At 52.9% G+C, this 22,677-nt stretch carries 23 protein-coding genes and 1 pseudogene; 16 read left to right on the top strand and 8 right to left on the bottom strand.

What is annotated here, in order from left to right; all coding sequences use genetic code 11:
* Positions 1–113 precede the first annotated feature (113 nt).
* Positions 114–983: an MFS transporter gene (locus tag FYJ24_RS03670; RefSeq protein WP_154543686.1), complete on the bottom strand. Its 870-nt coding sequence runs from the start codon at positions 981–983 to the stop codon at positions 114–116.
* 221 nt (positions 984–1,204) lie between these two features.
* Here FYJ24_RS03670 and hrcA point away from each other — a divergent pair, with 221 nt between their 5' ends.
* The 13 genes and pseudogenes from hrcA (at position 1,205) to FYJ24_RS03605 (ending at position 14,473) form a co-directional block, all read left to right on the top strand.
* Positions 1,205–2,218, top strand: coding sequence for a heat-inducible transcriptional repressor HrcA (gene hrcA, locus FYJ24_RS03665; protein WP_154543684.1), 1,014 nt, complete (start codon positions 1,205–1,207; stop codon positions 2,216–2,218).
* A complete protein-coding gene (gene dnaJ / locus FYJ24_RS03660; protein WP_154543727.1) occupies positions 2,218–3,324 on the top strand; it encodes a molecular chaperone DnaJ in 1,107 nt (368 codons plus the stop codon). The genes hrcA and dnaJ overlap by 1 nt, the downstream gene beginning before the upstream one ends.
* Positions 3,324–4,052, top strand: a complete 729-nt coding sequence (locus FYJ24_RS13520) for a 16S rRNA (uracil(1498)-N(3))-methyltransferase (protein ID WP_206192476.1) — start codon at positions 3,324–3,326, stop codon at positions 4,050–4,052. The genes dnaJ and FYJ24_RS13520 overlap by 1 nt, the downstream gene beginning before the upstream one ends.
* Positions 4,049–4,975: a PhoH family protein gene (locus FYJ24_RS13515; protein WP_404814689.1), complete on the top strand. Its 927-nt coding sequence runs from the start codon at positions 4,049–4,051 to the stop codon at positions 4,973–4,975. Before FYJ24_RS13520 ends, FYJ24_RS13515 begins: the two co-directional genes overlap by 4 nt.
* A complete protein-coding gene (gene ybeY / locus FYJ24_RS03645; protein WP_154543680.1) occupies positions 4,972–5,424 on the top strand; it encodes an rRNA maturation RNase YbeY in 453 nt (150 codons plus the stop codon). The genes FYJ24_RS13515 and ybeY overlap by 4 nt, the downstream gene beginning before the upstream one ends.
* Positions 5,421–6,728 (top strand): hemolysin family protein, encoded by a 1,308-nt coding sequence (locus FYJ24_RS03640; protein WP_154543678.1) that lies wholly within the window; start codon positions 5,421–5,423, stop codon positions 6,726–6,728. Before ybeY ends, FYJ24_RS03640 begins: the two co-directional genes overlap by 4 nt.
* Positions 6,727–7,629 (top strand): annotated as a pseudogene (era, locus tag FYJ24_RS03635) (GTPase Era); the annotation flags it as partial. The gene FYJ24_RS03640 and the pseudogene era, both read left to right, overlap by 2 nt.
* Before the next feature lie 8 nt (positions 7,630–7,637).
* Positions 7,638–9,032, top strand: a complete 1,395-nt coding sequence (locus FYJ24_RS03630) for an LssY C-terminal domain-containing protein (protein ID WP_154543674.1) — start codon at positions 7,638–7,640, stop codon at positions 9,030–9,032.
* A 177-nt stretch (positions 9,033–9,209) separates the two neighbouring features.
* Positions 9,210–10,958, top strand: a complete 1,749-nt coding sequence (gene leuA / locus FYJ24_RS03625; protein WP_318656506.1) for a 2-isopropylmalate synthase — start codon at positions 9,210–9,212, stop codon at positions 10,956–10,958.
* Entirely contained in the window at positions 10,955–11,692 is a 738-nt protein-coding gene (gene recO, locus FYJ24_RS03620; protein WP_318656504.1) for a DNA repair protein RecO, read from the top strand. Before leuA ends, recO begins: the two co-directional genes overlap by 4 nt.
* Positions 11,689–12,444, top strand: coding sequence for an isoprenyl transferase (locus FYJ24_RS03615; RefSeq protein WP_154543672.1), 756 nt, complete (start codon positions 11,689–11,691; stop codon positions 12,442–12,444). Before recO ends, FYJ24_RS03615 begins: the two co-directional genes overlap by 4 nt.
* 60 nt (positions 12,445–12,504) lie before the next feature.
* The gene (locus FYJ24_RS03610; protein WP_154543670.1) at positions 12,505–12,870 is read left to right on the top strand and encodes an RNA polymerase-binding protein RbpA; all 366 of its coding nucleotides are present in this window, start codon (positions 12,505–12,507) and stop codon (positions 12,868–12,870) included.
* Between the two features lie 148 nt (positions 12,871–13,018).
* Positions 13,019–14,473: a cation:dicarboxylate symporter family transporter gene (locus FYJ24_RS03605; protein ID WP_318656503.1), complete on the top strand. Its 1,455-nt coding sequence runs from the start codon at positions 13,019–13,021 to the stop codon at positions 14,471–14,473.
* Between the two features lie 85 nt (positions 14,474–14,558).
* Here FYJ24_RS03605 and FYJ24_RS03600 read toward each other — a convergent pair whose 3' ends face one another.
* From FYJ24_RS03600 to FYJ24_RS03585, 4 genes are all read right to left on the bottom strand, one after another.
* Entirely contained in the window at positions 14,559–15,086 is a 528-nt protein-coding gene (locus FYJ24_RS03600) for a DedA family protein (protein WP_154543668.1), read from the bottom strand.
* A gap of 1 nt (position 15,087) precedes the next feature.
* On the bottom strand, positions 15,088–15,471 hold the full coding sequence (locus FYJ24_RS03595) for a Fur family transcriptional regulator (protein ID WP_318656502.1): 384 nt from the start codon (positions 15,469–15,471) through the stop codon (positions 15,088–15,090).
* A gap of 74 nt (positions 15,472–15,545) precedes the next feature.
* Positions 15,546–16,382 (bottom strand): metal ABC transporter permease, encoded by an 837-nt coding sequence (locus tag FYJ24_RS03590; RefSeq protein WP_154543664.1) that lies wholly within the window; start codon positions 16,380–16,382, stop codon positions 15,546–15,548.
* A 26-nt stretch (positions 16,383–16,408) separates the two neighbouring features.
* On the bottom strand, positions 16,409–17,155 hold the full coding sequence (locus FYJ24_RS03585) for a metal ABC transporter ATP-binding protein (RefSeq protein ID WP_154543662.1): 747 nt from the start codon (positions 17,153–17,155) through the stop codon (positions 16,409–16,411).
* 193 nt (positions 17,156–17,348) lie between these two features.
* Here FYJ24_RS03585 and FYJ24_RS03580 point away from each other — a divergent pair, with 193 nt between their 5' ends.
* From FYJ24_RS03580 to FYJ24_RS03570, 3 genes are read left to right on the top strand one after another with little or no spacing between them, the layout of a single operon-like run.
* Entirely contained in the window at positions 17,349–18,674 is a 1,326-nt protein-coding gene (locus tag FYJ24_RS03580) for an ammonium transporter (protein ID WP_154543660.1), read from the top strand.
* 16 nt (positions 18,675–18,690) lie between these two features.
* Positions 18,691–19,029, top strand: coding sequence for a P-II family nitrogen regulator (locus tag FYJ24_RS03575; protein ID WP_154543658.1), 339 nt, complete (start codon positions 18,691–18,693; stop codon positions 19,027–19,029).
* On the top strand, positions 19,026–20,708 hold the full coding sequence (locus FYJ24_RS03570) for a [protein-PII] uridylyltransferase family protein (protein ID WP_154543656.1): 1,683 nt from the start codon (positions 19,026–19,028) through the stop codon (positions 20,706–20,708). The genes FYJ24_RS03575 and FYJ24_RS03570 overlap by 4 nt, the downstream gene beginning before the upstream one ends.
* Here the strand turns inward: FYJ24_RS03570 and FYJ24_RS03565 are convergent.
* The 3 genes from FYJ24_RS03565 to FYJ24_RS03555 form a co-directional block, all read right to left on the bottom strand.
* Positions 20,705–21,259 carry a PadR family transcriptional regulator gene (locus FYJ24_RS03565; RefSeq protein ID WP_154543654.1) on the bottom strand — a complete coding sequence of 185 codons (555 nt, stop codon included), beginning with the start codon at positions 21,257–21,259 and terminating at the stop codon, positions 20,705–20,707. The genes FYJ24_RS03570 and FYJ24_RS03565 overlap by 4 nt on opposite strands.
* A 186-nt stretch (positions 21,260–21,445) precedes the next feature.
* Entirely contained in the window at positions 21,446–21,892 is a 447-nt protein-coding gene (locus tag FYJ24_RS03560; RefSeq protein WP_154543652.1) for an aminoacyl-tRNA deacylase, read from the bottom strand.
* 47 nt (positions 21,893–21,939) lie between these two features.
* On the bottom strand, positions 21,940–22,533 hold the full coding sequence (locus FYJ24_RS03555) for a hypothetical protein (protein WP_154543650.1): 594 nt from the start codon (positions 22,531–22,533) through the stop codon (positions 21,940–21,942).
* Between the last annotated feature and the right edge of the window lie 144 nt (positions 22,534–22,677).

The raw sequence follows: 22,677 nt of genomic DNA, 5'->3' as shown, positions 1-22,677 counted from the left end.
AAACCCTTATGCGATGTCACAATCGAGATCGCCGGGACCCAGCAAACGCTACCCAGCCATATCCCCGAAGAGTTCCGCCACTACCTCAAGACCGAACCGGGGCACTAGCCGCGTCAGAAGTCAGGAGGTTTAGCATCTTGCGCCGTGGTGCCATAGGTGAGTGCAAATGTGGTGGTGAGGTAGAAGAGGACATAGGTGGCCAACATAATGAAGGTTCCTAGTACCACCTCACGGAAATGATGACGGAGAGTCTCTCCTAGAGGAAGTTTGCTGATCTTTCCCTGTTTTTCTGCCTGCTTGAATGCTGCAGATTCCGTGAGTTTAAGGCGCACCCACAGGCCAATAATGACCATGACAGCAGAGAAAATGAAGGGGATTCTCCAACCCCAACCTAGAAACGCATCGGAGGTCATCAGTGGATCGTCGGGGTGAGGCAGTGCCCAGTTAATGATGAGAAAGAGACCATTAGCGATGATGAAGCCGATGGGAGCTCCCAGTTGGGGAAAGGTACCGTACCAACCGCGTTTGCCTTCTGGCGCGTTCTCCGTGGCAACTAGCGCAGCACCAGACCATTCGCCACCGATCGCAAAGCCTTGTGTGAGGCGTAGAGCAAGCAGAAGAACCGGCGCTAGTATGCCGATCTGGTCAAACGTGGGCAGGAATCCTATGAGGAACGTAGCAATGCCCATGGTCATGAGGGATGCAACCAACGTGGTTTTGCGTCCGCGTTTGTCGCCCATATGTCCGTAAAAGACTGCGCCGACGGGACGTGCAACCATTGCCGCTCCAAATACGGCAAAAGATGCTAACAGGGCTGTTGTTGAGTTTTCAGAGGGAAAGAAGAGTTTGGGGAACACCAATACTGCGGCCGTGGCATAGACATAAAAGTCATAGAATTCGATGGTGGTTCCCACTAGGCTGGCAGCGATGACCCGGCCTGGAGAGTTAAGAGGCTTCGCCTCTTTTGCGCTTGTAGCAGACATATGAAGGTACTTCCTTCTATGAGATAGGTGACAGTGTGCTGCACTTATGCAGCATTTTCTGGCCAAGACGCTACGCCTTAGAACTTTACAAGGAAATATTCGTCCGCATAGTGAGGAAATGTGATTCAGGTCCTGGTATTTCCTAGGATCAGGGCCCCGGACTAGACTTAGCAGTCTAGGGAGGCAAGTGCCAGAATCGTGAATGGAATGAGGAGGGGAGAATGACAGAGCCGAAAATGCGACAACTTGACGTTTTACGCGCGGTGGTTTCGCAGTATGTTGCAACAGGTGAACCTGTAAGCTCGAAGGCTGTGGCTAATGCGCATCCTCTCGATGTTTCATCGGCGACCATCCGAAATGATATGGGTGTACTTGAGGATGCCGGATTCATTTATCAGCCGCACACTTCGGCTGGCCGCGTTCCTACTGAAGCCGGTTACCGCAGGTTTGTTGATCGCCTCACAGAAGTGCGGCCATTGTCTTTGCCGCAACGTCAGGCAATTGAGAGATTTCTTTCAGAGTCGGTCGATTTTGAGGATACAATCGGTCGGACTGTACGCCTTTTGGCGCAGCTCACTGGATCTGCGGCCGTGGTGGAATATGCACTTCCAGGTATAGGGCGTGAAACTCTGCGTCGCCTGGACATTGTTGATCTTGATTCGCACCGGATTTTGGTTGTCGCGATCACAAGTCTTGGACGCGTGGTAGAGACGACGCTGACTCTCGACACCGAAGTGACTGCCGATTTTGTTGAGAGGCTTCGAGAGGCGCTAGGTGAAAGACTTGTCAATCTTGACTCAGATGAGATTGCGGACGCGGCAGCAGATGCAGCCGAGTCTTTTGTTGAGGCTGAACGGGAGATTGCTACAGAAGTAGCTCTTGCCTGTGGTCGGTTGGCCCAACGGGAGCGGCCAATGCGAATGATGGCATCTGGGCTGTCGAATCTGGCGAGATCAGGCTCAGATTTTATGGATGTGTCTGAGGTACTCGATACTATTGAGGAACAGGTGGTATTGCTCCGGCTTTTGGCAGAGGTCCACACAGGTCCTTTGCAGGTCTCTATCGGTGCTGAGAATCAGTCAGAGGCGCTATCGCAAGCTTCAGTGATCTCAGCCAGTTACCAGGGTGAAGCTAGAGTGGGGGTCGTCGGACCTACGCGTATGGACTACCCGGGCTCATTGGCGGCGGTGGAAGCAGTCTCCCGCTACCTTGCTAGGTTGATAGAAAGAGGATGATGAGGGACTTCTACGAAGTTCTCGGGGTGTCACGAGACGCCTCCGCGGATGAAATTAAACACGCCTACCGTAAGAAAGCTCGGCAATTACACCCGGACTATGCTGGCCCTGAGTCAGAAGAGGCTTTCAAAGAAGTCTCTGTCGCCTACGAAGTATTGCGGGATCCTCAAAAGCGCCGAGAATACGACATGGGAGGTGCTTCAGCCTTCTCAGGTGCCGGTGCCGGTGATAACTTCGGATTTGCCGATCTTTTCGAAGCCATGTTTGGTTCGATGGGGTTCTCCAGTGGGATGGGCCAAACGAGAGCAAGGCGCGGACAGGACTTACTTCGAGCAGTCGAGATTACTCTCGAAGAAGTCACTTTTGGAGTAACTAAAGATATTCGCCTGGATACCGCGGTCGTGTGTGAGACCTGTGAGGGTAGCTGCTGTGCGCCGGGTACTTCACCGGCAATCTGTTCGACTTGTGGTGGTTCTGGATCAATCCGCACGGTCCAAAACAGCCTTTTGGGCCCGATCCAAACCACTATCGCGTGTCAAGCCTGTGCGGGACGTGGACACACAATTCCGCATCCCTGCCCTGAATGTGCTGGGGAAGGGCGGGTTCGCGCAACACGAACCCTGCAAATCCAGATTCCGGCTGGCGTTCAGGACGGGGCGCGCTTGCGTTTGACTGGTGAAGGAGAAGCCGGTCCCGAGGGCGGCCCATCGGGCGATCTTTACATAGAGATTCGGCAAAAGAGCGATTCCCGTTTTTCTCGCCAGGGGACCGACTTGCATACGCGGATCACCATACCGATGACTACGGCAGCTCTAGGAACTGTGTTCTCACTGGAAACCTATGATGGTGAGCAGGAAGTCATTATTCCAGCTGGAACACAGCCTGAGACAGAAATCGTTCTCAAAGGTTTGGGGATCGGACGTCCGACGGGACGGGGAAGAGGTAACTTGCGCATCCATATTGGCGTGAATATTCCTGACGATTTATCAGCTGATCAGCGCAATGTCCTTGAGCAACTTGCCCAAGAACGGGGAGAAACCCGCGTACCTCCTCCGGACAGTGCAGCTGGCCCCTTGGGCTGGCTCAAGAACAAGTTTGGGGCCTAGTGACACTCCCGGTATTCATAGACCTCGATGCCGATGCCTCAGCCGAGTATTTGACACTCGATGGGCCTGAGGGACGTCATGCTGCCACCGTGATGAGGGCCCGGCCTGGTGAACTTATCGAAGTGGTCAATGGTCGAGGGTTACGAATACGCGCTGAAGTTGAGGAAGTAACTCCAACCGGCCTCTCACTGCGAGCCGTCACGACAGTGCAGGATCCTCAATCCGTCCCCCACGTCACTATTATCCAAGCCTTGGCAAAGGCTGGTCGCGATGAGATGGCTGTCGAAATCTGCACGGAGTTGGGGGCTGATGCTTTTATACCTTGGCAGGCCGACAGGTCGATTGTGCGGTGGAATAGTCAAAAAGCTCTCAAAGGGGAGAAAAAGTGGAGAGACCAGGCTATAGCGGCTGCTAAGCAGTCTCGTCGGTCGTATGTTCCTGAAGTAAAATCGGTGATGAAGAGCACTGAGCTAGCTCGCGCAATCGATGGGTATAGCCAAGTTCTCATCTGCCACGAAACGGCGACTCAGGCAATCGAAGATGTCGATTTTGGAATGGATATTGCAGTTGTCGTTGGTCCCGAGGGTGGTATCTCAGACGCTGAACTGGCGGCATTTGAGGAAGCCGGTGCAACTGCAGTTTCGCTAGGACCGCATGTTCTCAGAGCATCTACCGCTGGCGCTGTGGCCTTGGCGGCTATTAGCATCGTCAGTGGGAGGCATAGGTGAAGAGAATAACGATTCCTGAGGGAGTCGACCCTGTAACCGTATTTGGACCATCGGACCAGGTATTGCGTGCTATTGAGCGGGGATTTCCTGGCATAGAGATTTCTGGGCGGGGTGACAAACTTGCTGTCAGCGGTGATGCACACACCGTCGATATTGCCGCAGGGCTGCTAGAAGAACTGATGGCGGTGGCACAGACGGGCACCCGTCTCACTGTCGGCCTTGTCGACCAAGCAATCGCACTCTTGCAGGCACCCTCGGTGCGTGTTCCTATCTCCGTCCAGGGTAAGGAAGTTCATGCGAAAACGCCGGGGCAAGAAGCCTATCTAGAGGCGCTGCGTTCCTATCCGGTGGTGTTTGGTATTGGACCCGCGGGAACGGGGAAAACTTATCTGGCAATGGCGGAGGCGGCGGCGTCGCTTTTGTCGGGGCATGTGCGGCGCATAGTATTGACCAGACCTGCTGTCGAGGCTGGTGAGAATCTTGGGTTTTTGCCCGGGTCCGCTTCGGAAAAGATCGACCCGTATTTGCGTCCACTTTTTGATGCACTGGGGGATCTTGTTGAGGAAGAGACTCTTGCAAAACTCATGGCGGCTGGGGCGATCGAAATAGCTCCTCTGGCGTATATGCGTGGGCGAACTCTTAACGACTCCTACATCATTTTGGACGAGGCGCAGAACACAACTGCGGCGCAGATGAAGATGTTCCTTACTCGCTTGGGTTTTGGGTCACGCATGGTGGTCACTGGAGACGATTCCCAAGTTGACTTGGGGCAGACAAAAGTGTCGGGTCTGCAGGTTGTCCAAGACATTCTTGGAGATATCCCACAGGTCAACTTCACTTATTTGACCAGTGCAGATGTGGTTCGCAATCCACTTGTGGGGCAAATAGTGGAGGCGTACTCACGGTGGGAGGCATCTCGATGACCACTGAAGTCATTAATGAGACTGATTATTCGTTAGATGAAGCAGAGTTCGCTGCACTGGCAGAGTACGTATTTGATCAGATGCATATCGGCTCTGCTGTCGAAATGTCGATTCTTTTTGTCGACGAAGAAGAAATGGAGCGTCTACACGTTCGATGGTTAGATCTTCCCGGTCCAACGGACGTGATGAGCTTCCCCATGGATGAGCTACAACCAGGACGTCCCGGTAGGCCGGTTCTCGTTGGAAACTTGGGCGACATTGTTATTTGCCCCAGCGTTGCTGCCGCGCAGGCCGCACGTGCCGGACATTCAGATATTGAGGAAATGCTGCTGCTAGCCACTCACGGCATGCTGCATTTGCTTGGATATGATCATGTCACTGATGAGGAAGAACGTGTCATGTTTGATCTGCAACGTAAACTTTTTCTCACTTTCTTGGCCCAAGCATGAGTGAATCTTTTGGTTCGGCACCGGTGGCCGTACTCCTTGCCGCGGCAATCGCGGCGATAGTTGTTACGGGTTTGCTTTCTGCCGTCGAGTTATCTCTTGCGAATCTCTCAAGAGCCTACGTTGAGGACCTTGTTGAGGAAGGACGTCCTCGCGCAAATAAATTGGTTCCTCTTGTTGAGTATCCAGAGCGAACAAATCTGTCGCTGCGCGGTGCCAGAGTGACGCTACAAACCGTGGCGATAGTCGGAGCGACGATTGCCCTGGTTGATTTACTGGGCGATGTCAACATGTCTTGGTGGGGGACGTTTCTCATCGCCACTATCGCCATTGGAATAGTGGAATTCTTTGCTGTTTCGGTGTTGCCAGTCTTGTGGGTGAAGCGCAACTATGTGGCGGTCGCGTCTGCAGGGGCAGGTATCGCGGCATTTCTCGTTCGACTCTCTCACATATTCGATCCGCTCATTCGTACCAATGGGCGCCGTGAGCGTCGCACCAATGAAGAGGCGCAGGACGCCAGGTTAGCCGTTGCTGATGATTTACGCGAGATCGTAGACGAGGTCGGGGAACCTGAAGACTTCGATGACGAAGATAAAGAAATGCTTCGTTCTGTCTTTGAGTTTGGACAGACTTTGGTTCGCGAGGTGATGGTGCCGCGCACTGCGATGGTCGTTATCGATGCAGACAAGAGTCTTGACAAGGCAGTAAGATTATTCGTCCGGTCGGGCTTTTCGCGCATCCCGGTGATCGAAGATGACATTGATGATGTGATTGGCATTGTCTATTTCAAAGATGTCATTCGCCGACTCACGGATGATCCGGCTCAAAAGGACGTGCCGGTACGTAACGCTCTTCGCCAGGCTGCTTTCGTTCCAGAGATGGTGCGTGTCGACGATGAGCTCCGGGCCATGCAAACAGAGAACACACACTTAGCTCTTGTTGTTGACGAATATGGTGGTATCGCGGGTTTAGTCACCATGGAAGATCTCCTGGAAGAGCTGGTAGGCGAGGTCACCGACGAACATGACCACCGCGAAATGGAACCAGAGGAAATAGAGCCAGGGCGTTGGCGTGTTCCGGCTCGTTTTGGACTTGGAGATCTTGAAGAACTGCTGGATGTTGAAATTGACCAGGAAACTGTTGACTCGGTCGGTGGACTTCTCACGTGGGCAGTGGGAAGAGTACCGGTTGCCGGTGCGACAGGCGAGGCATTCGGGGTGAGAATGGAAGCTGAATACCACGTAGGTCGCCGCCATGAACTTGGAACGGTGCTGGTGGAAAAGGTGGAAGAGGAACGGGATGACTGAAAATTATCGCGCGGGCTTTGTTTCTGTGGTAGGGCGCCCCAACGTGGGGAAATCGACTCTTACGAATGCGCTAGTAGGCCACAAAGTTGCGATCACTTCAATGCGGCCCGAAACCACTCGGCATAACATTCGCGGAATTGTCACGACGGATCAAGGCCAGCTCATCTTGGTGGATACGCCCGGATACCATCGTCCCCGTACTCTTCTGGGCAAGCGACTCAACGACATGGTAAGAGAAGCCCTGGCAGACGTAGACGCCGTTGCTTTTTGTTTGCCTGCCGATCAAAAGGTAGGTCCGGGTGATCAGTTTATTGCGCGTGAACTACGAGGCCTTAGAGCTCCTGTAGTTGCTGTGGTCACTAAAACTGACACCGTGACAAAAGATCAACTCTTGCAACACCTCCTAAACGTTGAGAGTCTCGCTGACTTTGCCGCTATTGTGCCGGTTTCAGCAGCTAAAGCCGATAACCTAGATGAATTGGTCAGTGTGCTGATTGGCCTCATGCCACAATCACCACAGCTTTACCCCACCGGCGATGTCACCGAAGAAGATGACGAAGTGTTGATAGCTGAGTTTGTGCGCGAGGCGGCTCTCGAAGGGGTGAGGGATGAACTGCCGCACTCCATTGCTGTTCAGGTCGAAGAAATCATCGAAAGGGAGCAGCAACCGGGGGCGAAGAAACCTCCACTATTGGATGTGCATGTCAATATCTATGTGGAGCGGGAATCACAGAAGGCCATTATTATCGGCCGTAAGGGTGCGCGTCTAAAGGATGTGGGCACGCGCGCACGCAAGCACATTGAAGAGTTACTGGGTCGGCGGGTTTTTCTCAGTTTGCATGTGAGGGTGGCCAAGGATTGGCAAAGTGACCCGAAGATGCTGCGGAGACTTGGGTTTTGAGAGGTCAGATGGTGAATCGTGAATCGGGGATTCTTCGTACCGTAGCTGCCCTCATCGATCTCTTTTTCTTCCTCTTTGCTGGAGCAGCCTCTATTTGGCTAGTGTGGCTGATCTTCGCGGATACAAATCGCAGTCCTTGGGCGTGGATACTCTTCTTCATTCTGCTGTGGGGCGCGCTTGCATATTTCCTGTTGCCGCGTCTGCACAGGCTCTTCACCGCGATCTATGTCCCCAACTATTTCATCGGGCGGTCTCGCACCGGAGAGGGCCTCTTGGGTGACCCGGTGAATCTCGCATTCAACGGTACAGAAGATGACATCCATCGCATTATGCAAGCTGCCGGTTGGACGTTGGCCGACCCCTTAGGATTGCGTTCCTCACTGGGCATTGTCGCCTCAACCCTTGCGAGAAAATCCTATGATGCCGCTCCCGTGTCCACGTTGAAACTTTTTGATTCCATGCAAGACTTTGCCTATCAGCAGGAAGTTGATGGTAGTCCCTCTAAGCGTCACCACATTCGGTTTTGGAAATGCCCTGATGATTGGCCGCTGCCAGGGGGTTCGCGGCATGTTCAATGGATGGCGGCAGCCAGTTATGACAGGGCAGTGGGCTTGTCGCTTTTCACTCTCCAAGTCACTCACAAGATTGGTGCGGATATTGACAAGGAGCGCGACCACGTTGTCGATACCCTCAAGGCAGTCGATCCAGGTCTACATGTTGAGTATCTGAAAGACTTTTCCACTGCCTATCATTCAGTCAATGGAGGAGGGGACGCAATCGAAACTGATGGGACGCTCCCCATCGTGGCTGTCGAAAACCTACCTGAACAGCTTCCACAGCCCACCTTTAATGCCGCTCAGATTGCGCGCACGCGCGGAAGTAATGAAGATCAAGCATCGCAGGTCGAACTCGCCAGGATTCCTCGTCCACCAGCACTGTACGGGGCTCTGTGTCTTATTGGGCTCCAACTGATCAGCACGCTGGTTTTCTTATGGGAAGTTCTAGTCAATAGAGATGAGCTTGCTGTTCTTTTTGACCCCCAAGCCCAAGAAATTATGGGAAGCGCCGACTTTGATGGGCACGATATTCTCACCATTGTTGTTGTCACAGTGATTGTGATCGCGGTGATAAGGGTGGCTTTAGCGTGGGCGATGTGGGCTGGATACGGTGGAGCGCGAACTACGTTGATGATTTTTGAAGGCATCACTGTCATCAACAGTTTTGTGCAGTGGTATCAACTCAAGGAAGCAATAACCGTCGATACGACGTTAATTCCGGTTGCCATGGCGATTGTTCTTCTTCTACTCTTGTCGTCTTCGGCCGTGGGAGACTTTGCCGCACAAAAAAGAAAATGGCGACAAGATCGTAAAGACGCAAAGCGCGAACATCATGTGGCTCCATGAATCTGTCCCACGAGGTGTATCACGTTTGCACATTGCCTCGCACTTCGCTAGATTGCGAACTATGACATTGGCACGTGAACTACTTACTCGCCGCGATTTGCCCCGTTTCTGATCGGAAGGCATATCGCGGAGGATGTGGAGTTCCGATCATCCATTAATCGTATGTGGGATGAAAAAGTGAAAACAACAGGATCAGTGCCAGCACAACAATCAACCGCAATGCCTAGGGGAAAATACCGCCCTTTTTTGGATGTCAACCCCATTTCGCTGCCGGATCGGCAGTGGCCCAATAACCGCATCGTGAAGGCCCCCAGGTGGCTCTCAACAGACCTTCGAGATGGAAACCAGGCCCTTGTCGAGCCAATGGATCCGGCAAGAAAGCGAAAGCTCTTTGACCAACTTGTGAACATGGGGTTCCAGGAAATCGAAATCGGTTTCCCGGCCGCCTCGCAAACCGATTTTGACTTCGTTCGCTCCCTCGTTGACGATGATGCAGTTCCCGAAAATGTGACAATCTCAGTTCTCACTCAATCACGACCGGAGATTATCGAGCGGACTGTTGAATCATTGGTCGGGTTTCCTCGAGCCACGGTACACCTATATAACGCCACTGCTCCGGTATTTCGCGATATCGTATTTGGAAATAACTGGGAGCAAACAGTCGACTTGGCCGTATCTGGCACCAGGGAAGTAATGGCGCAGGCTGAGAAACGCCTAGGAGACGAAACAATTTTTGGTTTCGAATACTCTCCAGAAGTCTTTATCGATACAGAGATTGATCGGGCGCTAGAGATTTGCGATGCAGTAATGGGGATTTGGCAACCTGGGGATGATCGCGAGATTATCTTGAATCTTCCAGGAACTATTGAGCGCGCAACTCCCAATGTGTATGCCGATCAAATCGAATATATGTCGCGGCACCTTCCCCACCGTGACCATGTGGTGGTCTCTGTACACCCTCATAACGACCGTGGTACGGGCGTTGCCGCGGCTGAACTCGCGCTCTTGGCTGGAGCCGATCGAGTCGAAGGATGTCTTTTTGGGCAGGGTGAACGCACCGGAAACGTCGATCTCGTGACCGTGGCACTGAATCTCTATACGCAAGGCGTAGACCCACAGCTCGATTTCAGTGACATAGATCAGGTGCGTGGCGTCGTCGAGTATTGCACACAGATGAAGGTACCCGAGCGCACTCCTTATGCGGGGGACCTCGTCTACACCTCGTTCTCAGGCTCACACCAAGATGCCATCAAGAAGGGCTTTGCTGTCAGGGACGCACAACTTGCCAAGGGGATTTCCGACAACGAACTGGCGTGGAATATTCCCTACCTCCCTATCGATCCACATGACGTGGGCAGAACGTACGAGGCGGTTGTGCGGGTCAACTCGCAGTCAGGCAAGGGTGGCATCGCCTATCTCATGTCGAATGCGCACTCGCTGGAACTTCCACGCAGGCTACAAGTTGAGTTCTCCCGCTTAGTGCAGCGATACACCGACGCTCACGGCGGCGAGATCGATGCTGACACTTTGTGGAAGGTCTTTGCTGATGCTTATCTTCCGGCTTCCGCCGCCCACGGATTGGAACCCTGGGGGCGTTTCCAACTGGGCAGTACTTCTGTGCGAGCAGACGGTGATGTAGCAGTATTAGAAGCAGAACTATTCGACCGCGGCCAGAGAGTGAAACTGCAGGCTAAAGGAAATGGCCCCGTCGATGCCTTTGTGCATGCACTCACCGAACTGGGATTCGACATGGCAGTTCGGGACTACTCGGAACACGCCCTCTCCCGCGGTAAAGATGCAGAAGCTGCCTCATATATCGAAGCCGAAATCGATGGACAAATAGTCTGGGGTGTGGGAATCGATGCATCGATTGCTCGCGCAACCTATAAGGCCGTAATTTCTGCACTCAACCGTGCTTTGCGGTGAAAAGCTACCGCGACCGAGCAATAGTGCTGCGAACCTACAAACTAGGGGAAGCAGACAGAATCATCGTGCTTTTAGCAGAACAGAAAGGTCAGATTCGCGCGGTCGCGAAAGGTATCCGCAAGCCGACATCACGGTTTGGGGCACGCCTTGCGCCATTCAATCTTGTCGATTTGCAGCTACATAAGGGCCGTGCAATGGATACCATCACACAGGCAGACCTCATTGCAGGGTATGGCACTCCCGTTGCCGCGCAGTATCCTAATTTTGCTGCAGCAAAAGTGATGGTTGAGGCGGCGCAAAAACTCACAGACGGGGTGGCAGAATCACAAGCTGAGCATTTCGCGCTTCTCCATGGCGGACTTGCTGCATTGGCTGCGGGCCGCATTGATCCAACAATGGCAGCAAGCTCCTACCTCCTGCGTTCCATGAGCCTAGCCGGATGGACCCCCTCATTTGGCGTGTGCGCAGTGTGTGGTGCCACAGAAGGATTGCGATCCTTTAGCCCAGAAGCGGGCGGATTTGTATGTTCCGCTTGCCTGGGCCAGGGGGCTTTAGCGGTACCGCCAGGAACCCGCGATCTGGTTGAGTCACTCATGCGTAGCGACTGGAAGAGTGTCGAGATGGCTCCTCCAGCCGCAAAGGCATACGCTTTGACAGTAGCAACGCGGTGGACTGAATGGCATGTAGAACAGCGCTTGCGGTCTGTCGAACATCTACGATCGGAGCAAAGATGAGTTTCACCGATCCTATTGCACCTCCTTTTCGACCGGCGGAGGAGGTGTGTAGAGCAGCCCCGCAGCACGTTGCAGTCATCATGGATGGCAATGGTAGATGGGCAAATGCGCGAGGTCTTCCGCGCACTGAAGGCCATAAGGTTGGCGAGCTCTCGCTGATGGATACCGTGGCTGGAGCCGTGGGAGCCGGAGTTGGGTATATCTCTATGTATGCATTTTCAACGGAAAACTGGCGAAGGTCGCCCTCAGAAGTACGTTTTTTGATGGGCTACTCTCGCGATGTGATCCGTCATCGAGCACAGCAGCTTAACGAGTGGGGTGTGCGCATTCGATGGGTTGGGCGTGAGCCTCGACTATGGAAGTCGGTCATTCGCGAGTTGAGAGCCGCAGAGCAACTTACGGCTGCCAATACCGGAACTCAATTGCTGTTATGTGTCAACTATGGTGGGAGAGCAGAGATTGCTGACGCGGCTAGAGGCCTCGCTCTCGAAGTCGAGACCGGTAGGAGAAAGGCCTCAAGCATCAATGAGAAGTCTTTGGCCAGGCATTTGTATGCGGCCGATGTTCCAGATGTGGATCTTTTGATTCGGACATCGGGAGAACAAAGGATTTCTAATTTCTTGCTGTGGCAGTTGGCATATGCTGAGTTGGACTTTGTCGATATTCCTTGGCCCGATTTTGGCCGTGAGGCACTTTGGAAGTCCATTACGGCATTCGGCCGAAGGCAGAGACGCTTCGGTGGTACCAACTAGTTAGCGGCACAGTGGTACAATGATCGATGCACTTTTGTTCCCTATCTAAATGAGGTTGTCTTGGCTGACCGGGCACTGCGTGGAATGCAAATTGGCTCCAAATCACTGGAATCTGAGGACGGTGTCGTTTTCGCGGATAGGTTTGAAGCGCGTTATGTGTGCCCCAAGGGGCACGACTTTAAGGTGACTTTGGCCGCAGAAGCAGAACCACCTGCGGTGTGGGAATGCAAATGTGGTGAAGAAGCAGAACTCGTGGGTGATACGGAGGGGGAAGAGGAAGAAAAGCCTCTCAAACCCCAACGCACGCATTGGGACATGCTTCTTGAGCGTCGCTCTATAGAGGAATTAGATCAGCTTCTCGGTGAACAATTAGAGGCGTATCGGTCTGGTGAACTTCAACTGGGTGGTTCTTACCGCAAACCGTAAGGTGGAAAGACTTCCGCATATCTGAGCGAAAGGTAGGACTTCAGTCCCTACTGTGACATATTTCACACTACCGTTTGGTTAAACTTTTCTTTCTCGAGGGTAAAGTGCTTCGGGTACACCCCTAAAACTCTCAAGGAAGAGGTCAATAGTGGCTCACAGTACTTCATCTGAGTTCGATAAACCCATTGCTGGGCAGGCAACGGGACCAAAGATAGTTCAGAAGGGTCCGAAGAAGGATCGCTCACACTGGCTTTACATCATGGTAATTATTGCTGTGATCGCGGGCATTGCGATGGGCGCCATTTGGCCCTCTGCAGGTGCAGCAGTCAAACCCCTTGGAACGATATTCGTATCGCTCATCAAAATGATGATTGCCCCAGTAATCTTTTGCACCATAGTGCTTGGAATTGGGTCGGTCAAGGCTGCAGCAACGGTAGGAAAAACCGGTGGCTTGGCCCTCGCATATTTTATTACCCTGTCAACATTCGCTCTCTTTATTGGCCTGGCGGTTGGAAATATCATCCAACCAGGAACAGGCTTAGATATACCTGAAGACGGTTCTTTCGAGTTACCCAGTACCGAAGACCAAGGGGATGGTGGATGGGGATTCATTAAGTCCCTGATCCCCACCACGATCTTCTCATCTCTCACAGGTAGCTCCGTGCTGCAGACACTATTCATTGCTTTGTTGACAGGTTTCGCTGTTCAACGCATGGGGACTGGCGGACAGCGAGTTCTGGACGCAATCGCCCTACTACAAAAGCTAGTATTCCGGATGCTGACCATGATTTTGTGGCTTGCCCCCATCGGCGCCTTTGGTGCTATTGCCGGTGTTGTGGGTGAAACGGGAATGGAAGCGGTATGGCAACTTGGTCTGCTTATGATCGCGTTCTATATCACCTGTTTCTTATTTGTATTCCTTGTGCTTGGGACAATCCTACGAGTGGTGACGGGCATCAACGTATTCAAGCTATTCAAGTATCTTGCTCGTGAGTTCCTCTTAATCGTGGCAACGTCGTCCTCAGAATCCGCGCTGCCGAATCTCATGGCAAAGATGGAGCATATGGGGGTGGAGCGTTCAACAGTGGGCGTTGTGGTTCCCACAGGATATTCCTTCAACCTTGATGGGACTGCCATATATCTAACGATGGCGTCAATCTTCATTGCTGATGCCATGGGCAAAGGAATGCCTCTGGGCGAGCAGTTTGGTCTGTTGGTCTTTATGATTATTGCTTCAAAGGGTGCTGCAGGGGTCACAGGAGCTGGAATTGCGACTTTAGCTGCGGGGCTTCAAGCGTACCGTCCCGATCTCCTTGACGGAGTGGGCATAATCGTAGGTATTGATCGCTTCATGTCCGAGGCCCGCGCCCTCACTAACTTTGCTGGAAATGCCATCGCAACAGTAGTGATAGGGAAGTGGACGCATACCTTCGACAAAGCGCGCGCTGATGAAGTGCTCTCAGGAAAACTACCCTTCGACTATTCCTTGGTGGGAGTAGACGAACCCGACGTGAGAGCAGGTGAAGTTCCCGAGGTGGTTGACGAAGTTGCCGAGCTTCCATCGGCCACACCATATCCAGTACTTACGGAACAAAAGCGCTGAAATACCGATACGCTCACAAAAAAGTCTTAAGGCTGGGAGCCCACGGTGGTGCTTCCAGCCTTAACCTTTTTATTGAGGACTAATGTCAGTCTTGTTCAAGCGCTATGGCTTCCATTGAGGCCATTTTGCGAGAGCTGGCACGTTTGACCACGTATATAATGCCACCAATGAGTGCTACCGAGGCGATAGCAGCAATCGCCCAAGGACTTCCGGTAACTGTTTGAATCGCGGCCACCCACACTGCCAGCATGCCAAGCCCATAGAGGAACGCCCACGCTATTGCGCCGGGCAGCATCGCTAAAGTAAAGCGGCGCCACCGCATCTGAACGAGCCCTGATCCAGCTAGGACTGCTGTTTGTAGGCCGACAGTGAGGAAACACAACGGGATGACGACAATGCCCCTCCGTTCAAGTATTGCCGCCCCTTTTCTCGGTGTGGGTCCATGCAACCAGCGGCTAACGGCCCCCAGTACTCCCTTTTTATCTTGCGCCTTCACTAGTCCGGCGGGGACAGCGCGACCTAACCAATATGTGCCTTGGGCTCTAAAAAAGACGACAAAGAAAAGAAAAATGATCAGTGGCGCACCAGATTGGGCCCAGCTGGGAACAGGCATGTTACTCCTGACATTGGGCGCAAATGCCCGAGATTTCGATGGAATGCTGTAAATCAGCAAAGTGGTGCTCAGTCGCGACACGCGCGACCCACGCTTCGACCTCAAGCGGCTCTATTTCAGTAACTTTTCCGCACGATCGACACACTAAATGGTGGTGGTGGCTGTCTTGAGTGCAGCTGCGATACAGAACTTCACCGTCGGGAGCCCGTAATGTATCGAGCTGTCCAGACTCGGCAAGTGCATTCAGATTTCTATAGACGGTTGCCAACCCGACTTTCTCGCCTGCCGCGCCCAGGTCTTCGTGGACCTGTTGGGCCGAGCGAAAACCATCGTGTCTGGCGATCTCTGCCAATACGGCACTACGCTGCCTCGTCATCCGTTTCACTACGTGCCACTCCTGTACTTAGGATCACCTTATAAGGATAGGCTACAATTCTACGCATGTCTGCATGATGATGGTTATTTCACTTGTGAGCGTCGGCGCGTTCTGCCCTCGATACCGCCAGGACGAAGTAGGGAAGCGACGGCGTACAGTGCAATAGCTATGACGACGATCATTGCTCCAGGAGAGAGATCTACGGTGTACGTGACGACCAATCCGACGACACAGAGGATTGCGCCGAGGGCCATGGAGAACAGCATTGTCTTTGTGAAAGAACGACTAAATAGCTGCACTGTTGCGACGGGAATAATCATCAGCGCCGACACTAATAGGGCGCCTACGACTCGCATAGAAATTGCTACTGTGAGGGCAGCCAAGATTGCAATAAGCATGGATAGGGAACGGACTGGAAGACCCGTTGAACGTGCGAAGTCCTCGTCGTTCGTCACTGAAAACAACGCTGGTCGTAGGCCAATGCCGACTGCTACTACCACGATCGCAAGTACCGCAATCACGCTAATGTCGAACCACGATACCGTAGCAATGGAGCCGAAAAGGTATGAGTTGAGTTGAGTGGAGGTCCCCCCAGCAATTCCCATGAGCAGAACACCCCCTGCTATGCCGCCATAGAAGAGAATTGCTAAAGCGACGTCAGCTGACGCCCGTCCTGTGTATCTCACGGTTTCGATCCCGATGGCTCCAAGTACTGAAGCGACTATAGCACCTGGAATTGCGAGTTGATCAGGTGCTACCACATGCATTCCTGTCCCAACCAACCAGCCCAATGCAACGCCTGTAAGAGCGACGTGTCCGATACCATCACCGAGCATGGAAAGTCTGCGATGAACCAAATAGGTTCCTACAACGGGTGCTGAAAATCCAACAAGAACAGCTGCAATGAGGGAACGGATCATGAGGGGAGATGAGAGAAGCTCTATTATCACAGTACATCCATTCCAAGTTCAAAGGACGTCATGGTTGGCTCTTCGTGGTGTGAATGCAGCTCATGTACCGCGTGAGTACAAGGACCATCGTGCACTATATGTCCGGCGCTTATGCGTAATTCTCTATCGACCAAGGGTGCCAGCTCGCCCAGCTCATGGAGGACGATCATACTGGTGTGTCCTTGTTCCTTATGTTTACCGACAATCTCAGCCAGAGCCTTTCGGTTATGCGTATCAAGACCTGTTAACGGTTCGTCCAACATGAGAAGGTCAGGATGGCGAATCAGTGCCCGCGCAATGAGGGCGCGCTGTTGTTGTCCACCGGAAAGGATACTGAAAGCGTCGGACTTCCGATGTGAGAGTCCAACATGGTCCAAGACTTCATCAAGTCTCTTTTCAACCCCTCGAGGAAGCCACCATTGTCGTGGGCCCAATAACCCGGTTAATACGACTTCTCGAACCGTTGAAGAGACCCCGCCCCCAACAGACATCCTTTGAGGCACGTATCCGATGCGTCGCCACGGGATTTTTTCTCGTTTCTCCTCTCCATAAAGTCTTATGCTGCCAGCACTGACGGGAGCTATTCCAAGAATTGCCTTCACGAGTGTTGATTTTCCAGATCCGTTGCTACCCGTTATCGCCACGCACGATCCGGGGGTAACCGATGCTGTGATGCCGTGCAATACGACGTTTTCTCCATACGAGACCTCGAGGTCATTGAAAGCAACTGGGGGGATTGTCATAGCTCAATCGTGACGGTAATGAGAACGAATGTCAAGAACACGAAATAGTCTTTACTTACAAATTACTTTATATTTATCAACGATTGATTGAGTCGTCATTTAAGGTTGTCCAAATCATGAACAAGAAAAGAAACGATCAAAACTATCTCGATATTGTGAGATTGTCCGTTCCGATCCACAGGAAGGCAGAAAAATGGGACCAGATGATCCAGTAGGTTTGATTGACCTCGGGGCAACGTGGGATTCTGGAGCAACCGCATGGATGTTGGTATCAGCTTCACTCGTTCTCCTTATGACCCCCGCCGTGGCGCTTTTTTATGGGGGCATGTCCCGCGCAAAGTCTGTACTCAATATGATGATGATGACTTTCGGGGTAGTGGCAGTAGTAGCAGTGATCTATCCGCTGTGGGGATGGTCAATGAGTTACGGCAATGAATCGATTGGAGGAGTCTTCGCTAATCCATTTGAACAATTTGGATTATTAGGAACCTTCGATGGTGCTGCAGTTGATGACTTTGGCGTTCCAATGTGGGTGTCTGTGGCGTTTCAGGTCACTTTCGCCATGATAACAACGGCACTAATTGCAGGATCGCTTGCTGAGCGTGTGAAGTTTTCAGCATGGGTGATCTTTGTCGTTATCTGGGTAACCCTTGCGTACTTCCCGATGGCTCACATGGTGTGGGGAGGAGGCATTCTCTCTGGTGGTGAGGGGTCTATAGCGGCGGCGCTCTTTGGCACTACTGATGGGGTCGCTAACGTCGCACCTATCGACTTTGCGGGGGGAACGGTAGTGCACATTAACGCCGGTATGGCAGCTCTTGTGATTGCTTTGGTGATCGGACGTCGGCCCGGTTTCAACAAAGAGGGAATGAGGCCGCACAACCTTCCGATGGTCATGTTGGGATCAGCCTTGCTATTCTTCGGATGGTTTGGATTCAATGCAGGTTCGGCATTTACAGCTGATGGCCTTGCTGGAATGGCTTGGGTCAATACCACGACAGCTGCAGGCGCAGCCATGTGCGGTTGGATGATCTACGAAAAAATACGTACCGGAAAGCCAACGTCTCTTGGTATTGCCTCAGGTGCAGTCGCTGGTTTAGTGGCTATTACACCCGCTGCAGGAGCTCTTGACCCAATAGGTTCTCTGATCCTTGGCCTCATTGCTGGCTTGGTCTGCGCATGGGCCGTGAGCTTGAAGTACAAATTCAACTACGATGATTCTCTCGATGTTGTCGGTGTCCACTTCGTTGGCGGAATCATTGGTACAGTTGCCATTGGCTTCCTTGCGACCGACACTGGGCTCTTCTACGGCGGCGGTGGTGCGCAGTTGCTCATTCAGGTGATTATTGCTGCAGTCGCGATTCTAATATCCGGTGTCGTTACACTAGTGATAGCACTGATTCTCAAATACACGATTGGCTGGAGAATCTCCGCTGAAGACGAATTGCGAGGCATTGACATTGCTGAACATTCAGAATCAGCCTATGAAGCTCCCACTGCAGCCAGCCGTCTGGCATAACGAGTAAGGACGCGAAATGAAACTGATTACGTCAATCATTCAGCCGCACCGTTTGGGTGCGGTGAGGGAAGCTCTGGAAGCTATCGGTATTACCGGGGCTACTATTTCCGAGGCATCTGGGTCGGGACGGCAAAAGGGACATAGTGAGTTTTATCGAGGGGCCGAGTACAACATTACAGTTGTTCCCAAGATTCGCTTAGAGACCCTTGTTGAAGACGATCTTGTTCCCGCAGCTCTTGATGCCATTGTTGAAGCTGCAGCTAGCGGGAAGATCGGCGACGGGAAGGTGTGGGTGACTCCAGTCGAAGAAATAATCCGTGTCCGAACTGGCGAACGTGGTTCTAACGCATTGTGAAACTCAGCGAACAACTCGATGCCGCCCCGGAGCGCTCCAGCTATTCCCACCTTGTCAGAGAATATTTGATAGACAGGTGGAAACAGGTGGAGGAAGCTCTTCCAGGGGCGGCATTAGGGCTGGTGGGAAGCTTCGGTCGAGATGTTGGAGGGCCACGATCCGACCTCGATGTAGTTGTCCTTTTACCCGGGCCGATTTCGCGATTAGACGATGGTGAAGAGGCGATCACACAGTTTGTTCAAGGGCTGTGGGACTCTGGGTTGGGAGTCGACCATTCGGTACGTACACCAGCACAAGCTGCAGAGATAGCAGGCGCCGACCTTCCTGCCTTGACCGGGTTGTTGCACCTTACTCACGTAGCCGGAAATGAAGAACTATCGCGCACTACCGTCTCTCGGATTCTCGACGAGTATCGTAAGGCTGCGAGGCGGCGCGCTGGTGATCTGTTGGCTGACGCTGAGCGACGTTGGAAAAGGTTCGACCGACTCGACCGTCTCAACGAACCCGACCTCAAATACTCAGAAGGTGGGCTCCGTGATGTGGACTTCCTGTTGGCATTGTCGACATCATGGCTGACTGATTTTGACCGACCAGCGGTTGCACAGTCGGAAACCATTATTTTAGATGTGCGCGATGCTCTGCATCGAGTGACAGGACGCCAGGCCACCCGTCTCATGCGTGCCTATCAAGAAGACGTGTCGGAAATGGCCGGATACGCGTCAGAGACGCGCATGATGAGAGCTCTACGAGACGCTTCAGAAATCATCTCTGATCAAGTGCGAGAGGCGGCTGTTGCGGCAAAAGCGTCACAGAAGTCCTGGGGCCCTATGGGATTGTCTCTGAGGCGCAAGCGGCCCCGTGTGGATCCTGACTGGGTTTCGGATTCCCTTCAAGTAACTGAGGGAACTCTCTGTTTTAGGCGCCCTGCCGATGCCCATGACCCTGATCGAGTTTTCGAGATAGCGTGCTGGGGGGCCACCCACCGCATTCCGATCTCTCCAGCCACCCTGGCAGATATGGCTGAAACAATCGGAATGCCATTTGAGTGGACTCCGCAACGCGTTGATTCGCTTATTGATTTACTGGGGGCAGGTCCCGGGCTCAGGGACACTTGGGAACAACTTGACCGTGTGGGGATTCCCGTCTGGTGGATTCCACAGTGGGCTGGGCTTAGAGGTCGGCCTCAGAGTGCAGACTTTCATCAATGGACTGTGGACCGGCATCTCATTGAAACGGTCATTCGAGCACAGGCGATCATTGCGGGAACCGAAGCTGAATGGGACGGTCGCCCAATCCCATATCCCGATACCCTGCTGCTCACTGCTCTATTGCACGACTTAGGTAAACAGCCACCTCATGGGGGAGTGCATCATGCGGCACACGGGGCCGCATTGGCCGCTCCACTTCTAGACGAGATGGGGATAGCGCAAAAAGCTGATGTCATTGCTCTTATTGAAAACCATCTGCTGCTTGCAACGCTATCGACAGAAGCTGATCCTGAGGATCCGTTAACCAGCGAGACGCTTGTGAACGCGGTATCGGGACGTCGGGATATGGTGGTGATGCTTGAGGCTTTGACTTTTGCAGACTCTTTGGGTGCTGGGCCAAAAGCATGGAGCCCCTGGCGCGCTGCACTCATGCGGCAGCTCATGAGTCAAGTGCAGCTGCAGTGGGGTTAGAGTTTTTCTACTTCTTCTTGCAGTGATTTGATCATGTCTACCAACCGTAGGCGTCCTTGGCGATCGAGGCGCATGGCAGCTGCGCGCAGTGACTGCTTGAGCTGGCCGACCGCCTCACGCAGTTCTGCACCTCCCTCATAGCCGCCTCTAGGACCATTCCATAATTCGGCAATGCGCGCTGCCTCATTGTGGAGAGTTTCTCTACCCGAATCGGTCAGAGTGTAGATAGTTCCTCCGTTTTCTTGTGGTGAGGCACTGACCATTCCTTCATCAACGAGTTGCGCCAACGTCGGATATGTCGATCCGGGGCTGGTTTTCCACATCCCGTCCGTGCGCTCTTCAATCCGCTTGATGAGTCCGTAGCCATTAGCTGGCCCCTCCTCAAGAACTGATAGAAGAGCTAGACGCACGTCACCGCGTCGCGCACGCATTCCCCGGCCGCCACCGCGGGGACCATGACCGTGATGTGGTGGTCCCCAGGGGTTTTCGTGATGGCGATAGCGGTGTTCTTCTGGTTCTGGTGTGCAGTGTGGGTGATGTATGAATCTCATGATTGCTCCTTAACAGTTACCGATATATCGTTACACGGAGAAACTCTCATGTCAACGATATATCGTTAATTTGCTGAGAGTGAACCGCTGAGTGGATTGTTGTCAATGTGCGTTGGGTGACTCAATGTGCAGGGGGCGCACGCACATCGCACCTCCCCGTGCACATCGGGTCCGTAAGACGACTAATCAGTTACCGGTAAGCTCTACGAATCGCGCAGCGGTCTCATTGGCTAGTTCCTGCGGGGATACTCGGAAGGCTGCTCCAGGACGCCCAGCGGATACATAAATGGCGTCGTGACCAGCAAGGGAAGAATCTATCCATGTCTTTATAGGAGGCTTACCTCGAAGAAAGGGTGAGACGCCGCCTGGGCGATATCCAGTTGCTTTGAGGACCTGTGCGGGACTTGCCAGATGTGCCTTCTTGACGCCACATGTCCTAGCGATCCGCTTCAGTGAGACTTCTCTATCTGCAGGAGCAATCACCACAATGAGTTCAGTTCCGCAATCAATCACGAGAGTCTTTGCGACTTGTCCCGCCGAAACTCCAAGAATGAGAGCAACCCGTTCGCCGTAGGTCAGCCCATCATTGCTGCGCAGGGGAGCGGATTGGTATTCGACCAACTGGCGTGTCATGGAAAAACTACCTTCTGGATCGAGGAATAGAGATCGCTTGTGCGAGGCTACACCTTTTCTTGGACTCTTATTTTCTCAAGTACTTTGTCGGAGACGTAGAGTGGGTCAACTACTACGGCAGTGCCACCTGCCCCCAGGGTATCCAGGACATCTCTATAGGTGCTGTGAGAAGCGAAGATAAGACGACGTCTCGCCTCGTCAGGAAAGGTGAGAGTCTCTGACGACGGGACCAGAAGCTGGTCCGCTTGACCCATAACATCTGCCGCGCCATCGACGATGCCTGGCGCAAGCTCTGTAGGCCATGTGAGGGCTAAAGATTCAAGAGGCTGGGCTACAACTACCTCAGCCGTATTGGGCATTGGAGAGTCAGTGATTAACAAATCAGGAGAGTCTGACAGAACCCAACCCCGAAATCTACACACTGCGTCCCACGGAAAAATCCTCCACGACAAAGGTGCATCCAGCAAATAGGTCCCTCCTCCAAATGGAAATTCTTCGGCTAAGAGATTCTCGGTCTTTGCGAGCCATCGCGCCAGATTTGCTCCGGAGAGCTCGATACGATCTTTTCCGTACCAGGTCAGCACAGGAGTTGAAAGTGCTGCTAGATTTCCTATGAATGTAGAAAGAGTTTGTTCTGCCACATCTTGAGCTTAGCGAGTATACGCGCCTGACTGTGACAAATTACCAAAACGTGCGGCGTGTCGTAACAGTTTGCTGTTTCCGTTTGACGAATGAGAACTACACCTGTGTAATTAGTGGGACAGCTACTTCTCAGAGGGGGCCCT

The organism is Scrofimicrobium canadense, assembly GCF_009696615.1.
Taxonomy (GTDB): Bacteria; Actinomycetota; Actinomycetes; order Actinomycetales; family Actinomycetaceae; genus Scrofimicrobium; species Scrofimicrobium canadense.
This window is presented reverse-complemented; position numbering and strand designations above follow the sequence as displayed.

Bases quoted from the DNA above. Each gene is read 5' to 3' on its own strand.
- FYJ24_RS03640 (WP_154543678.1), top strand. From the start codon at position 5,421: ATGAGTGAATCTTTTGGTTCGGCACCGGTGGCCGTACTCCTTGCCGCG.
- FYJ24_RS03560 (WP_154543652.1), bottom strand. From the start codon at position 21,892: ATGACACGCCAGTTGGTCGAATACCAATCCGCTCCCCTGCGCAGCAAT.
- FYJ24_RS03590 (WP_154543664.1), bottom strand. From the start codon at position 16,382: ATGATCCGTTCCCTCATTGCAGCTGTTCTTGTTGGATTTTCAGCACCC.
- dnaJ (WP_154543727.1), top strand. From the start codon at position 2,218: ATGAGGGACTTCTACGAAGTTCTCGGGGTGTCACGAGACGCCTCCGCG.
- hrcA (WP_154543684.1), top strand. From the start codon at position 1,205: ATGACAGAGCCGAAAATGCGACAACTTGACGTTTTACGCGCGGTGGTT.
- FYJ24_RS03600 (WP_154543668.1), bottom strand. From the start codon at position 15,086: ATGCCTGTTCCCAGCTGGGCCCAATCTGGTGCGCCACTGATCATTTTT.
- FYJ24_RS03615 (WP_154543672.1), top strand. From the start codon at position 11,689: ATGAGTTTCACCGATCCTATTGCACCTCCTTTTCGACCGGCGGAGGAG.
- FYJ24_RS03580 (WP_154543660.1), top strand. From the start codon at position 17,349: ATGGGACCAGATGATCCAGTAGGTTTGATTGACCTCGGGGCAACGTGG.
- FYJ24_RS03575 (WP_154543658.1), top strand. From the start codon at position 18,691: ATGAAACTGATTACGTCAATCATTCAGCCGCACCGTTTGGGTGCGGTG.
- FYJ24_RS03670 (WP_154543686.1), bottom strand. From the start codon at position 983: ATGTCTGCTACAAGCGCAAAAGAGGCGAAGCCTCTTAACTCTCCAGGC.
- FYJ24_RS03585 (WP_154543662.1), bottom strand. From the start codon at position 17,155: ATGACAATCCCCCCAGTTGCTTTCAATGACCTCGAGGTCTCGTATGGA.
- FYJ24_RS03630 (WP_154543674.1), top strand. From the start codon at position 7,638: ATGGTGAATCGTGAATCGGGGATTCTTCGTACCGTAGCTGCCCTCATC.
- ybeY (WP_154543680.1), top strand. From the start codon at position 4,972: ATGACCACTGAAGTCATTAATGAGACTGATTATTCGTTAGATGAAGCA.
- FYJ24_RS03565 (WP_154543654.1), bottom strand. From the start codon at position 21,259: ATGAGATTCATACATCACCCACACTGCACACCAGAACCAGAAGAACAC.